10 protein-coding genes and 1 pseudogene are annotated in these 12,715 nt (G+C 71.5%); 2 read left to right on the forward strand and 9 right to left on the reverse strand.

All coding sequences use genetic code 11. The annotated features are described in order from the left end of the window. Window positions 1–26: 26 nt before the first annotated feature. Both FOF52_RS05220 and FOF52_RS05225 read right to left on the reverse strand, forming a co-directional pair. Window positions 27–695: pseudogene (locus FOF52_RS05220) on the reverse strand (oxidoreductase); the annotation flags it as partial. Continuing rightward, window positions 692–2,308, reverse strand: a complete 1,617-nt coding sequence (locus tag FOF52_RS05225; protein WP_248592693.1) for an FAD-dependent oxidoreductase — start codon at window positions 2,306–2,308, stop codon at window positions 692–694. The gene FOF52_RS05225 and the pseudogene FOF52_RS05220, both read right to left, overlap by 4 nt. A gap of 103 nt (window positions 2,309–2,411) precedes the next feature. Here FOF52_RS05225 and FOF52_RS05230 point away from each other — a divergent pair, with 103 nt between their 5' ends. Then, entirely contained in the window at window positions 2,412–3,644 is a 1,233-nt protein-coding gene (locus FOF52_RS05230; RefSeq protein ID WP_248592694.1) for an MFS transporter, read from the forward strand. A 19-nt stretch (window positions 3,645–3,663) separates the two neighbouring features. Here FOF52_RS05230 and FOF52_RS05235 read toward each other — a convergent pair whose 3' ends face one another. Beyond that, a complete protein-coding gene (locus FOF52_RS05235) occupies window positions 3,664–5,286 on the reverse strand; it encodes a thiamine pyrophosphate-binding protein (protein WP_248592695.1) in 1,623 nt (540 codons plus the stop codon). A 105-nt stretch (window positions 5,287–5,391) separates the two neighbouring features. On the opposite strand from FOF52_RS05235, the gene FOF52_RS05240 reads away from it, so the two are divergent. Further along, complete coding sequence (locus FOF52_RS05240) at window positions 5,392–7,017, forward strand: FAD-dependent oxidoreductase (protein WP_248592696.1); 1,626 nt, start codon at window positions 5,392–5,394, stop codon at window positions 7,015–7,017. Window positions 7,018–7,292: 275 nt separating this feature from the next. Here the strand turns inward: FOF52_RS05240 and FOF52_RS05245 are convergent, their stop codons facing one another. The 6 genes from FOF52_RS05245 to FOF52_RS05270 form a co-directional block, all read right to left on the reverse strand. After that, window positions 7,293–7,919 (reverse strand): hypothetical protein, encoded by a 627-nt coding sequence (locus FOF52_RS05245; RefSeq protein WP_248592697.1) that lies wholly within the window; start codon window positions 7,917–7,919, stop codon window positions 7,293–7,295. A 259-nt stretch (window positions 7,920–8,178) separates the two neighbouring features. Next, on the reverse strand, window positions 8,179–9,276 hold the full coding sequence (gene tgmC / locus FOF52_RS05250) for an ATP-grasp peptide maturase system methyltransferase (protein WP_248592698.1): 1,098 nt from the start codon (window positions 9,274–9,276) through the stop codon (window positions 8,179–8,181). A gap of 46 nt (window positions 9,277–9,322) precedes the next feature. Further along, the gene (locus FOF52_RS05255; RefSeq protein WP_248592699.1) at window positions 9,323–9,616 is read right to left on the reverse strand and encodes a hypothetical protein; all 294 of its coding nucleotides are present in this window, start codon (window positions 9,614–9,616) and stop codon (window positions 9,323–9,325) included. Next, complete coding sequence (gene tgmB / locus FOF52_RS05260; RefSeq protein ID WP_248592700.1) at window positions 9,597–10,562, reverse strand: ATP-grasp ribosomal peptide maturase; 966 nt, start codon at window positions 10,560–10,562, stop codon at window positions 9,597–9,599. The genes FOF52_RS05255 and tgmB overlap by 20 nt, the downstream gene beginning before the upstream one ends. Beyond that, window positions 10,559–11,044, reverse strand: coding sequence for an ATP-binding protein (locus FOF52_RS05265; protein WP_248592701.1), 486 nt, complete (start codon window positions 11,042–11,044; stop codon window positions 10,559–10,561). Before FOF52_RS05265 ends, tgmB begins: the two co-directional genes overlap by 4 nt. Window positions 11,045–11,145: 101 nt before the next feature. Then, window positions 11,146–12,372 (reverse strand): helix-turn-helix domain-containing protein, encoded by a 1,227-nt coding sequence (locus FOF52_RS05270; RefSeq protein ID WP_248592702.1) that lies wholly within the window; start codon window positions 12,370–12,372, stop codon window positions 11,146–11,148. Window positions 12,373–12,715 lie beyond the last annotated feature (343 nt).

Below are 12,715 nucleotides of genomic sequence, written 5' to 3' on the forward strand. Positions count from 1 at the left end.
AGTTCGTCCATGTTCAGCCGCACCCCGACGGTGAAGTCCGGCCCGACCTCCCGGCGAATGGCGTGCAGCACGTCCAGCAGCAGCCGCATCCGCCGCCCGTGGTCGCCGCCGTAGGCGTCGTCGCGCCGGTTGGTGGCGGGGGAGAGGAAGAGCTGCAACAGGTCCTCGTGGTTGGCGTGCACCTCCACCCCGTCGAGTCCGGCGGCCCTGGCCTCTGCGGCGGAGAACGCGTACTCCTCGACGAGCCGGGCGATCTCGGCGGTGTCCAGCACGTGCGGGACCTGGTTGTTGGTGTGGTTGGCCAGCCGGCCCGACGGCGAGTGCGGCATGCCGCCCTGCATGATCAGCTGGGCCGAGGCGTAGGCGCCGGCCGAGCGCACCGCCTCGGCGTAGCGGGCGGCCCGTTCGCGGAAGTGCGGCAGCCGGAAGACGCCGCGGACGGTGGCCCCCAGCCCGGTCGGTTCGAACCCGGGGATCACCGTGTTGCCGACGAATCCGTTCAGGCCGCAGATCCAGGCGGCCCCGCTCTCGGCGCGCCGCCGCCAGTAGGCGATGGTGGCGCGGGCCTGGCGTTCGCTGCCGAACAGGTCGCCGGTCAGCTGCCCGTGCGGCGGCAGCATGATCCGGTTGCGCAGGTCCATGCGGCCCACCCGGATCGGCTGGAACAGCGGGCTGTGCGCGGTCGGTTCCGTCATCGGCCCGTCCTCCGGTGCGTGGCCGCGTGCCGTCCGGCGAGGTGGGCGAAGACCAGGGCGGGCCCGAGCGTGCCCCCGGCGCCTCCGTAGGCCATGCCGGTGGGGGCGGCCATCGCGTTGCCCGCGGCGTAGAGCCCCTCCACCGGTGTGCCGTCGACGCTGAGGACCTGGCCGTCGGGGGTGGTGCGGGGGCCGCCCTTGGTCCCCAGGGCGCTGGGGTGCACGGGCACGGCGTGGAACGGCCCGGTGCCGAGGGGGCCCAGGGTGGCCTGCGGGGTGCCGTAGTACGCCTGGTCCCCGCACCAGCCGTCGTACACGCTCTCGCCGCGGCCGAAGTCGGGGTCGTGCCCGTTCCGGGCGTGGTCGTTGAAGCGCGCCACGGTCGCGGTGAGCGCGTCGGCCGGGACCCCGATCCGCTCGGCGAGGCCGTCGAGGGTGGCGGCGCTGGTCACCCAGTCGGGGGCGCCGTGGCCCGGGGCGGTGCCGAACACGCCGTACCGGCGCACGCAGGCGTCGTCGAGGAGCAGCCAGGCCGGGACGTTGGCGTAGGAGAACGAGGCGCTGTCGAAGGTGCGGAACACCGCGCCCAGGGCGTTGTAGTTGGCGGCCTCGTTGGCGAACCGGCGGCCGCGCGCGTTGACCATGAGGGTGCCGGGCAGGGTCCGCTCGCGCAGCAGCAGGGTGGGGGCGGGGGAGCCGTCCGGGCCGGGAACCAGGACGACGGGCACCCACCAGGCCTCGTGGACGCCGCCGAGCCGGGCTCCCAGGCGCATCGCCATGCGCAGTCCGTCCCCGGTGTTGCTCGGTACCCCCGGGGGGTGGGAGAGGGGGCCGTGGACCAGGTCCCGGACCAGTTCGCGGTCGTGCTCGAAGCCGCCGGTGGCGATGACGACCCCCCGGCGGGCGCGGACCTCGTGCGGCCCCGTGTCCGTCGCGAACCGGACGCCGGTGACGCGGCCGCGGTCGACCAGCAGGTCGACGGCCCGCATTCCGGTACGGGGGGTGATCCCCCGGTCCAGACAGCCCCGGAGCAGAGCGGCGACCAGGCCCCGTCCCAGCCCCTCCTGGGACGCCTCGGTCCGCCGGCGCAGGAGCTCGGGGGCGATGACCCCGGTTCCGCCGCCGCTGGGGATCTCGCTGAGGCGCAGGCGCCGCACGGTGCCGACCATCCGTTCCCGCCAGGGGCCCAACCGCCGGGTGTCGAACAGCGCGGGCTCCAGGGAGCGGCCGCCTCCGGGCAGGCCGCCGGGGTGCTCGGGGTGGTAGTCGGGGTAGCGGGGGACCAGTTCGAGGCGGAGCGGCGTCTGGCTCTCCAGCCAGTCCAGGGTGGGGGCAACGTTGTCGACGAACGCCTCGACCAGCTCCGGGCGCATGCTGCCGTTGGACAGCGAGTGCAGATAGGTCAGCGCCTGTTCCCGGCTGTCGTGGACACCGGCCTCGGCGGCGTGGCGGTTGTTGGGGAGCCAGACGACGCCGCCGGAGAGCGCCGTCGTGCCGCCGACCCGGTCGGCCTTCTCGAACAGTCCCACCGAGGCGCCGTTGCTCGCCGCTGCCAGCGCGGCGGTCAGGCCTGCGGCGCCGGTGCCGAGCACCACCACGTCGTACTTGCTCATCGCACCACCTTCCGGATCGTCTGAGCCCACCGCGAATCTATCTCATGGCACGTTTTACGTATAGGGTTAAGTTTATCGTCGGGACTGCGGAAGGAACATCCGGATGGCCGCCCAACCGCCGAAGACCACCGGCCCGGCAGGCGGGACGCCCGCCGCCGACACCCCGCTGCGGACCTGGATCTGGCCGGTCCTGCTGGTCATGAGCGCCGCGGCGGTCTCCCAGGGATTCGTCCGCTTCACCCTCGGCTACGTCATGCCGGACATGACCCGCGACCTGCTCGGCTCCTACGGCACGGCCGGCCTGCTCAGCGCCACCAACCTGGGCGGCTACCTCGTCGGCGTCGTCGTGCTGGCCTCGGTCGGCCACCGGTTCGAGAGCACCCGGCTGCTCAGGACCGGGCTGGCGCTGACCGCGCTGGGCCTGGCCGTCGTGGCGGCCGCCCCCTCCGTACCGGTGCTCTTCGTCGGCATGGGACTGGCCGGCCTGTGCAGCTCACTGGTCTGGATCCCGATTCCCTCGGTCGTCGGCGCCCACGTCCCCGCCCGCCACCGGGGCCTCGGATTCGGCCTGGCCACCGCGGGCATCGGGGTCAGCATCGCGGTGACCGGACCCGCCGTGACGCTCCTCCAGCGGGTGTTCGGCGCGGGGCAGTGGCGTCCGGTGTGGGCGCTGGAGACAGCCCTGGCGGTGGTGGTCCTGCTGCTCCTGCTGTTCCTCAGGCCGGTGCGCGCCGAGGCCGCGGAACCGTCCCCGCGCCTTGCCGGGCGGACCGCGCTGCCCGGCGGGGGCAGACTGCTGACCTCCTACTTCCTGTACGGGGTCAGCTTCGTCCTCTACACCACCTACCTCGTCGTGGCCCTCCGGGACGACCTGGGCTTCTCCCCGGACGACGCCGGGCTGGCCTTCGCTCTCCTCGGTGTGGCCAGCATCGTCGGGGGCGCGGCGGGCGGCCGCGCCTCCGACCGGATCGGCCGCCGTCCGGTCCTGGCGGTCTGCATCGCCGCCGCAGGCCTGCTGGCCCTGGTCGTCCCGCTGGGGTGGGGCGAGGCGGTCCTGGCGGCGAACCTCCTCTACGGGCTGGTGATGACGTCGGTCGGCGCGGTGATGGTCGCCTACCTCGGCGACCTCCTCCCGCCCGCCCGGATGGCGGCGGCCTTCGGCGGTGTGACGGCCGGCCTCGGCCTGGCGCAGGTCGTCGGCCCGCCCGTCGGCGGCTGGCTGGCCGACACGACCGGGTCCTTCGCCGCGGTCTTCGTCCTCGCCTGCGTCTGCGGGGTGGCCGGCGGAGTCGTCGCGGCCTTCCTGCCGGGGACGGGGGCGGGCCGACGGCGGTGAGTCGGCCCGCCCCCCGGGCTCAGTGGCCGGGGTCGGACACCTTGTCGGGGTCGATCTTGACCTCGATGAGCACCGGCCGGTCCCGGTTCTTGAGCGCGGCGAGCGCCTCGTCCAGTTCGGCCGGGTTGCGCACGGTGAAGCCCTGCCCGCCGAGCGCCGTGGCGACCGGGCCGAAGTCGGGCCAGTCGAACATGGAGATGGCCGGGTCCATGCCCTTGGTGCGGAACTGGATGTGCTCGGCGCCGTAGGCGTTGTCGTTGAACAGGACGACGACGAGGTCGATGCCGTGGCGCACCGCGGTGTTGAACTCGGCCAGCCCGCCGAGCATGAACCCGCCGTCGCCGGTGACGAGCAGGGTGGGGCGTCCCGGGGCGCCCAGGGCGGCGCCGATCGCGTTGCCCATGCCCAGGCCGATCGAGCCGAAGTTGACGGTGTGCACGTAGGCGCTCGGTTCGGGGCAGTGCAGCATGGTGAAGGCGTGGAAGATGAACCGGCCGCCGTCGAAGACGAGGTTCCGGTCGGCGGGGAACTCCTCGTCGATGCGGAGCATGGCGGTACGGATGTCCACGGTCTCGTCCGTGCTGCGGTCGGTGAAGTCCGCGGGGGAGCGGGAGGCCAGTCGCGCGGCGAGGTCCGCGGAGGCGAAGCCGGTGGCGGGGACCCCCGCCCGGTCCAGCCACTCGACGATCGTGTCCGCCACGGTCGCGGCGTCCCCCACGACCCCGGCGTCGACGGGGGAGAACCGGTTGATGCTGTCGCGGTCCAGGTCGACGTGGACGACCCGCTTGTCCTCCAGCAGCGACCCCTCGGCCGTGGTCCACTTGTTGAGACCGGCCCCGAAGGCGATGACGCAGTCGCTCTTCAGGATCGTCTCCACGGCGACGTCGTGGGACAGGGTGCCGAAGATGTCGAGGTTGCACCGCTCGCCGCGGAACAGGTCCTTGCCGCGCAGCGTCGTGGCGACCGGCGCGCCGATGCGTTCGGCCAGGCGCAGCAGCGCCGCCCGGGCCCGGGGGGTGGCCGCGCCGCGTCCGGCCAGCACGATCGGGCGGCGGGCGGCGGCGACGACTCCGACGGCGGCGTCCAGCGCGTCCGGATCCGGTACCACGGACTGCGGTTCGACCAGTTTGGGCGCGACCTTCTGGTAGGGGACGTCCTCCCACTGGAAGTCGACCGGCACGTTGAGCACGACGGGCCGCCGCTCCAGCAGCGCCCGCCGGATCGCGGTGGCCACGTCCTCGGCCGCGGTCAGCGGGGAGCGGACCTGTTCGAATCCGGCGCCGGTGGGGAGGACGACGTCGCGCTGTGCGATGTTCTGGAAGTTCTCCCGGTCCACCACCGCGGTGTCGCCCGCGACGAGCAGGACCGGCGTGCGGTCGCGCACGCTCTCCACCAGGGCGGTCACGGTGTTGGTCAGGGCCGGTCCGTGGGTCACCGTGGCCACGCCGAGCCGTCCGGAGGTGCGGGCGAAGCCGTTGGCGGCCAGGACGGCCCCCGCCTCGTTGGAGAAGGAGTAGTACCTCCCCCCGGTCACCCGCTGGAAGCTGTCCATCATGTACAGGTTGGCGTCCCCGAGGACCCCGAAGACGGTGTCCACGCCGTGGTCGGCGAGGGCACGGGCCATCACTTCGTGAAACAGCATTTGCCGGACTCCCCTCGTAGGTTCCCCAGAACGTTCGCAAACCTTCCCTTGAACGTCAATAGGAAGATATATTAGAAAGAGGGGGCTACCGGGAGAGGAGCCGTCATGACCGATGAGTTCGACGTCGTCGTGCTGGGGACGGGGGCCGCGGGACTGACCGCGGCGGTGACCGCGGCCCGCAACGGCGCGCGGGTGGGCCTGTTCGAGAAGGCCCCGGAGGTGGGGGGCACCACGGCCTGGTCGGGCGGGCACGTGTGGATTCCGTGCAACCCGCACCAGGCGGCCATCGGGGTGAGCGACAGCCCGGAGGAGGCCGTCACCTACATCATGTCGCTGTCGCGGGGCCTGCTGGAGGAGAAGCTGGTCCGCGCCTATGTGGCGGCCGGGCCCGAGATGGTGGAGTTCCTGGACCGCGAGGCCGGCACCGAGTTCTACGCCGTGCCGGACTTCCCCGACTACCATCCCGAACACCCCGGCGGAAAGCCCGGGGGCGGACGCACCATCGAGTGCCCCCTCTTCCCCTTCACCGAACTCGGCGAGTGGCAGGACCGGGTCACCCACACCCCCTACTACTCCACCGAGCACCTCACGATGAGCGAGACCTCGCTGGGCGCCGCCGTGCCCGTGGTGCCCTCGGAGGAGGAGATGGCCCGCCGCGCGGTCCGGGACGAGCGCGGCCGCGGCCAGGCACTGGTGGGGCGGCTGCTCAAGGCCCTGCTGGAGGCCGGGGTGCAGCCGCAGACACGGCACCGCGCCCGCGAACTGGTGGTGGAGGACGGCCGGGTCGTCGGCGTGCGTTTCGACACCCCCGAGGGGAGCCGCCGGGTACGCGCCGGACGCGGGGTGGTGCTGGCCACCGGCGGGTTCGAGTGGAACGAGGAGTACAAGCGGGCGTTCCTGCGCGGCCCGCTGACCCACCCGGTCTCGGTCCCCACCAACACCGGCGACGGCCTGTACATGGCGATGAAGGCCGGCGCCATGCTCGGCAACATGCGCGAGGCCTGGTGGATCCCGGCCGCCGACCTGCCCGAGGGCATCAACCCCATGAACCGCGCCATGATCACCGCCGACCGCACCCGGCCGCGGTCCATCATGGTCAACCGCAGGGGACGGCGCTTCACCAACGAGGCCGCCAACTACAACGCCTTCGGCGGCGCCTTCCACGTCGAGGACGTCACCGCCTTCGACTACGCCAACCTGCCCTCCTGGCTCATCTTCGACCAGGGCTACCTGCGCGCCTACGGCACCATCGGCCCCCACCCCGCCGGCGAGGAGCCGCCCGCCTGGCTCAAGGGCCACCCCACCCTGGAGGCCCTGGCCGAGGACATCGGCCTGCCCGCGGAGGAACTGGTGGCCACCGTGCGCCGCTGGAACAACCACGTCGCCAACGGCGTCGACCCCGACTTCGGCCGCGGGCAGAGCGCCCACGACCGCTGGTGGGGCGATCCGGCCTACAAGGGAGACGTCCGCGGCACCCTGGGCCCCATCGACGACCCGCCCTACTACGCCATCAAGGTCGTCAGCGGCGGCCTGGGCACCAAGGGCGGCCCCCGCACCGACGAGCACGCCCGCGTCCTCGACCTCGACGGCCGCCCCATCGAGGGCCTGTACGCCGCCGGCAACGTCATGGCGTCCCCCTTCGGCATGACCTACGGCGGCGCGGGCGGCACCCTCGGCCCCGCCATGGTCTTCGGCTACCTCGCCGGCCGCCACCTCACCGACGGACGCTGACCGGGTTCTGCTCCGCAAAAGGGACAGGACCGCCACGCGCACCCCGGGTGTCGATGGAGTCCGACGGGTGGCCGGGGTCCTCGATCGCCGGGGCGGGGACGACTCGTCGCGGGCAGTCGGTCGGCCCTGAGAGAGGAGAGCCCCCGCGCCGCAGGGGCGCAGGGGCTTTCAGGCCGGTTTTCCACGCCGGCCACAACTCGATTCGGCAGGACCGTACAGGTTGGCGTGGACGTGCGCATCCGGCGGGGACGGGTCTGCGCAAGTCTGCACAGGTATCAGCGACTCGAACGCCCTCGCTGGCAGGGGTTTTGTAGTGGCCGGCAGATAGCTGGTCGCATGCACGGGTACTGAGTTCCCAATCGATGCGAAACGGGGTAGCGGCCTCCTCGCGTCAGGGGGAACTGAGACGCCCGGGGTTGGTGCGGCTCCATCTTCCCCGGGGCGTCGCCCTGCAGGTCATCAGGGGATGTCTCCCGCGAAGTAGACAGTCGGGCGGGTGGGGTCGACGTCGTCGGGGTGGCGTAGAGGTCCAGGTGGAACTGGAACTCCGTCCCTTCCGGAGGCGTGGGGCATGCGGGCTCCCACAGCCCTTCGGAACCCGGCTGGATCATCGACGGCCAGTCCGACGCCAGGTGCTCGAACGCCTCGTAGTCCTCCTCGACGCCGCCGACGATGCAGCCGCGCACGATCCGGTCGATCGTGACGGGCGCTTCACCACCGTTGGTGAACGTGACCTTGAACGACGCGTAGTCCTCGCTGTCCGAGTAGCCGAGGTCGCCCTCATTCCACCGTTCGAACTCCGACACGCTCACCTCCAGGCCGTCGGGCCAGGTGTGGGTCTGGTCAAGACCGAGGACGGTCGGTTCGTCGGGCGACGCCTCGTACCCCTCCATGGCGTCCATGCCGGAGACGTCCTCTGCAGGCGTTGACGGTTCAACGGGAGTTCCGCAGCCAGCGAGTACGCCGAAGGCGGCCAAGATTCGGGGGATGGACACCGTCGTTTCCAACAAAAGTTCAATGGCGTCGAGCCGTCAGTATTCGGGGGAGAAGGCTCGGGGGCATCAGCTTTTCTGAGGAAACCCGTGGCCTGCAACGGTCAACCAGGTGGTCCCGCCGCCCGGCAGTCGGGCGGCGGGACCACCGCTCATTCAAGGGAGTCGACTACACGACCAGCCACTCCCTGTCGCCGAACAGGAGTCGTGCTCCTTCGCGGTCCACGGCCACCTGGAAGCGGTTCCTGTCGGGGCAGCCGAGCTGCTGCCATTCGTCGCGGGCCGCCTCGATCTCGTCCCACAGGCGCCGCCGCCCGCCCTGCACCACCCTCCGGTCACTGGTGAGGTAGCCCCACGAGTCGAGGGTGAACAGCCAGTGGCGGGTGGCGCCGTCGGTGTGCACGGTCATCACCGGCTCGGCGTCGGGTACCGTCAGCGCCGCGAACCACGCCCAGGGTTCCCCCTCGTAGACGGGATGCCCGGTCAGGTCGGTGTCCCGCTCGTCGCCGGCGTCCGTGCCGTGCCGGGCCAGGAGCTGGGTGGCCTGCGATGGTGGCACGCCGCGGGTCGGCATGAACCCGCCGTACTGGTCCAGCAGACTGCCTTGGGCGCGACCGTCACCGTCCACGGTGAGCCGCAGCATGAGCCCGCACGGCAGGTGGCCGCGCCACAGCGGCACGACCAGCACCCCGCCCGGCCGGGCCTGCTCGACGAGGGACCACGGTACGTGGGGCAGCGCGCAGGTGACGATCACCCGGTCATACGGAGCGTTCGGAGGGTAGCCGACGGCCCCGTCCCCGACGTGCACGGTCGGCCGACAGCCGAGCTGGCCGAGCCGCTGCCGCGCCTGCTCGGCCAGCTCGGGATCGAACTCGACAGTGGTGACCCGGTCGCCGCCGAGCCGGTGGCACAGCAGCGCGGCGTTGTAGCCGGTGCCCGTGCCAACCTCCAGCACCCGCATCCCGTCGGCCACGTCCAGGGCTTCCAGCATGGCGGCCATCAGACTGGGCGCGGATGTCGACGACGTCGGCGCCCCGTGGACAACCCCACTATCGTCAGGGGCGGGATGGCCGCCGTCGAGCTGGGTCACCCACGCCTCGTCCTGGTAGGCCAGAGGGGCGGTGCCGTCCACGTCGACGACCCGGAACCCGCCCTCCGGGCAGGGCACGTACACGCGGGGCATGAACACGTGCCGGGGCACCTCGGTGAACGCGGTAACCCATTCCGGGGAGGTGAGGTGGCCGCCGTGTACGAGCAGGTCGGCCAACTCCCGCCCCGGGTATGACAGAGTCCCGGAGCCGGGCATGTCAGTATCAGTTCTCCGTGTCCGAGTCCTTCTCGAAGTCGGCTGGCGTGTTGGGGGTCTGCCCGTCCCGGTAAGTGGGGGGAAAGGTTGCGGTGGGGTCGCCCTTGGCCGCCCAGACCTCACCGTCCCGGGTGAGGACCTGGAGGTCGTGGTCGAACACCAGGTCCGCGGGAATGGCGTGGCCGCCCTGCGGCTGCACGCCGTGTCGCATGCCCCACGGCCGCCAGTCAGTGGGCTGGTCGTCGCGGATCGGCTCGGCCCCGACGCCGAGCGGGAACGCGTCAGTGATCATTGTGGACATTCGGTTCCTTTCTGGTGAGGGCGTCGGCGATGGCGTCGCCGATCTGTTGCCCGGTCTGGTGTTGGATCCACCCGTACTGGCCGTTCGGGTTGGCTTCGAGAAACCACCACTGGCCTTGCTCGACGACGAAGTCGAGGGCGGCGTATCGCAGGTCGAGGAGCCGTAGAAGGGTGCACGCACCGGCGAGCACACGCCGGGGGACCGGCGGGATGCTGTAGGTGAGCGCCTTGTAGTCGGTCCGCCAGTCAGTGCGCGACCGGTCCGAGTGGGCGTGGATGGCCGCGGGGAACGCCTGGTCGTCGACCATGGTGAGCCGCACTTCGTACTGCTTGTCCAGCCGCCGTTGGAACAGGTGCGCGGTGCGGCCGATCGCAGGATCCCCCCACTCATCGGGACTGAGCGGGGTGGTGTACACGGCGTAGTGGCTGCCGTCCTCGGACCATGTGGCGGCCCCGAGGGGCTTGTACACGACGTCGCCGACCTGCGCACACCACGCCCGGGCCTGCTCGGGGTCGCTGGTGACCAGGGTGCGCGGCACGGCAAGCCCGGCTCGGACGGCCTGGTGGAGTTGGTACGGCTTGTACTCGGCGCGGCCGATTGCCGCCGGGGGGTTCAGCCATCCGGGCAACGTGTTGATGATCCCGCCGAAGCCGCGGCGGGCCTCGTCGGCCGCCCAGCCGCGTTCGGCACGGCTCATCTGCTCGGGCAGAAGGAACCGCCTGGGGCGGCGATACCAGACGCCGGTGACTGTGGACAGGTCAAGGGTGCGGTGCTCGGTGGCGAGCGTTCCCAACCAGCCGTCGGCGCTGATCTCGGAGTGCAGGACGGCCCGCTGCGGGAAGTCGGCAGGGTCGAGACGGAAGACCGGTGTGCCGCGGTCGCGTAGTCGCATGATCACGTCATCAGCGGTCGGGTCGTGGGTGTTGGTGAGGATGAGGACGGTCATCGGATCCTCTGGTGGGGGAGTGTCGTGGGGTCGAACGTCAGTGACAGACAGGTGGCGGCAGGGGAGGGCCGCACAGTCCACTGCTGGGTGTAGCGGTCGATGAGCCGCATGCCGTACCCGCCCTCGGTGAGCAGGTTCGAGCTCTCGGGGAGCAGTCGCGGCAGCAGGCCGGGCTGCCGCGGCCCTTCGTCCTGCACGTCGACGTGCATGTGGGGGCGGTGCCGACTGCTGTGGACGCGGAGGACCACCACTCCGGGGGCCGCTGGAGCGCTGCCGACAGGACGGGGGAGGCCGCTGCGGGAGTGCCGAATCGAGTTGGTGAGCGCCTCAGACAGGCACAGGAGGGCGACGTCGACCAGGTCGGGCGGGTAGCGGCCGTCGAGCTGGTCGGCCAGGAACCGGCGTGCCTCGGCCACGCTGTCCGGGACTGCGGGGAAGGTGCGTCCAGCGTTGATCACGAAGGAGTGCCCGTCCGTCGCCATCGTCGTTGTCTCCCTGTAGGTGGTCAGATAGGGAGACAGTACGGACGGTAGCGACCTGTGACGGGCACTCCTGGTGTCAGGGGTACGATCCGTACCCCTGACTAGAGCACGATTCCAAGTTGTGTGGCGAGGCTGCGGGCCTGTGGTGCGACCATCGCTCCACCGCTGCCCACCAGAGCCTCAGCCAGGTTTCTGGCGGGCGGCGTGTGGCGCATGTTCTCCACGCTGGTGGTGCACGCGTGGGACAGTGCGGTGACCGCGCTCAGCGAGTCGCCTGCGGCCCACCAGGCTCGGGCGGCATCCAGCCAGAGGCGGGACCTGCGATAGGGGCCTGGCACCGACAGCGGGTCGATGCGCAGCGCGAGCCTGGCCCCCTCGGATCCCTTGCACAGTTCGGCGTGGACGCTCACCTGGTGGATGTTCACGTTCCACGGCGCGAACACGGTCAGCGGGTGCTGCCACCCGTCCGGCAGTCGGGCCGCTACGCGTTCGGCCTCGTCCAGGTGCCGCAGTGCGTCGGCCTCGCTGCCGGCTTGGGCGTGGGTGACCGCCTGGTGCAGTTGCAGGCTGCCCCACATGGCGGCCTGCTCGTCGGTTGCGGTACCGGCCTCCATCGGCTTGCGGAGGTTCTTCGCGACCCTGTCGATGAGGCTGATGGAGGTTTCGGCGTCGACGTAGCGCATGGTGTTGCCGTAGCCCCAGGCGGCTTCGGCGATCACGTGCGGGTCGTCGGCGATCTCGGCGGCCTGCATGGCCCGGTCGGCGATCACCATCATCGTGTCGCGGCTCGCGATCCACGACAGCCAGTGCTCGGCGATCGTGTACGCCTCTACTGCGGCGGCCGCGGCCGTGCGCCGGTCCGCGCCGTCCAGGTGTCGCATGGCGGCTCGGATGTCGATGATCAGTTCGGGCAGCAGCCGTGCGGTCGCAGCCCGCGGGGCAGGGCTTTCATGCCACAGCCGCATCAGTTCCCGGGCGCGTCGGCGCAGGGCCTGGGGGGCCTCTGGCTCTTCGGGGAGGGGCAGGTCCCAGGACATGACCGCGTCCTGTACACGCTGGGCGTCGGGGTGTTCGGTGCGGGTTTCGATGCCAACGGGCAGTTCCATGGGACCGACCAGTTCGTCCACGGTTTGCAGTTTGAGTGCCCGCGCGAGTCGGACCAGCATGTCCAGGCTCGGCATGACGTTCTGCCGCTCGATCTTCTTGACCCACGAGGGTGACCTGCCGACCAGGCCGGCCAGTACCACACGGGTCAGACCGCGGCGTTCCCGCAGCCCCTGCAGCCGCTGTCCGAATGTCGGCTCTTGGGGGTAAGGTTGTTCGGGCATACGAAGGCCCTGCCTTTCTGGGGTGTCGCAGCTACCAGAATAGGCAGGGCCTTATTGGTGTGTCAGGGATTGTTGCGGAGACGAGAAGGGCCGCGGGTCCGCGTCTCCCGGTTCGCGGACCCGCGGCTGGCCGCCCCCGCACCGACGAGTACGCCCGTGTCCTCGATCTCGACGGCCGCCACCTCACCGACGGACGCTGACCGGGTTCCGCTCCGCAAAAGGGACAGGACCGCCACGCGCGCCCCGGGCATGCCTGTGCGCCGCAGCCCCGGATGTCCGGCGGTCCTTTCGGACCCGGGGGAGCCTCCGCCCCGGGGAAGGAGACGGAGGCCCCCGGTCACGG

It is taken from the genome of Thermobifida alba (genome assembly GCF_023208015.1).
GTDB classification, from domain to species: domain Bacteria; phylum Actinomycetota; class Actinomycetes; order Streptosporangiales; family Streptosporangiaceae; genus Thermobifida; species Thermobifida alba.

What these genes read in the sequence shown, in the direction of transcription:
- FOF52_RS05240 (WP_248592696.1), top strand. Translation starts at nt 5,392, where the DNA reads ATGACCGATGAGTTCGACGTCGTCGTGCTGGGGACGGGGGCCGCGGGA.
- FOF52_RS05265 (WP_248592701.1), bottom strand. Translation starts at nt 11,044, where the DNA reads ATGGCGACGGACGGGCACTCCTTCGTGATCAACGCTGGACGCACCTTC.
- FOF52_RS05270 (WP_248592702.1), bottom strand. Translation starts at nt 12,372, where the DNA reads ATGCCCGAACAACCTTACCCCCAAGAGCCGACATTCGGACAGCGGCTG.
- FOF52_RS05245 (WP_248592697.1), bottom strand. Translation starts at nt 7,919, where the DNA reads ATGGACGCCATGGAGGGGTACGAGGCGTCGCCCGACGAACCGACCGTC.
- FOF52_RS05230 (WP_248592694.1), top strand. Translation starts at nt 2,412, where the DNA reads ATGGCCGCCCAACCGCCGAAGACCACCGGCCCGGCAGGCGGGACGCCC.
- tgmB (WP_248592700.1), bottom strand. Translation starts at nt 10,562, where the DNA reads ATGACCGTCCTCATCCTCACCAACACCCACGACCCGACCGCTGATGAC.
- FOF52_RS05255 (WP_248592699.1), bottom strand. Translation starts at nt 9,616, where the DNA reads ATGTCCACAATGATCACTGACGCGTTCCCGCTCGGCGTCGGGGCCGAG.
- FOF52_RS05235 (WP_248592695.1), bottom strand. Translation starts at nt 5,286, where the DNA reads ATGCTGTTTCACGAAGTGATGGCCCGTGCCCTCGCCGACCACGGCGTG.
- FOF52_RS05225 (WP_248592693.1), bottom strand. Translation starts at nt 2,308, where the DNA reads ATGAGCAAGTACGACGTGGTGGTGCTCGGCACCGGCGCCGCAGGCCTG.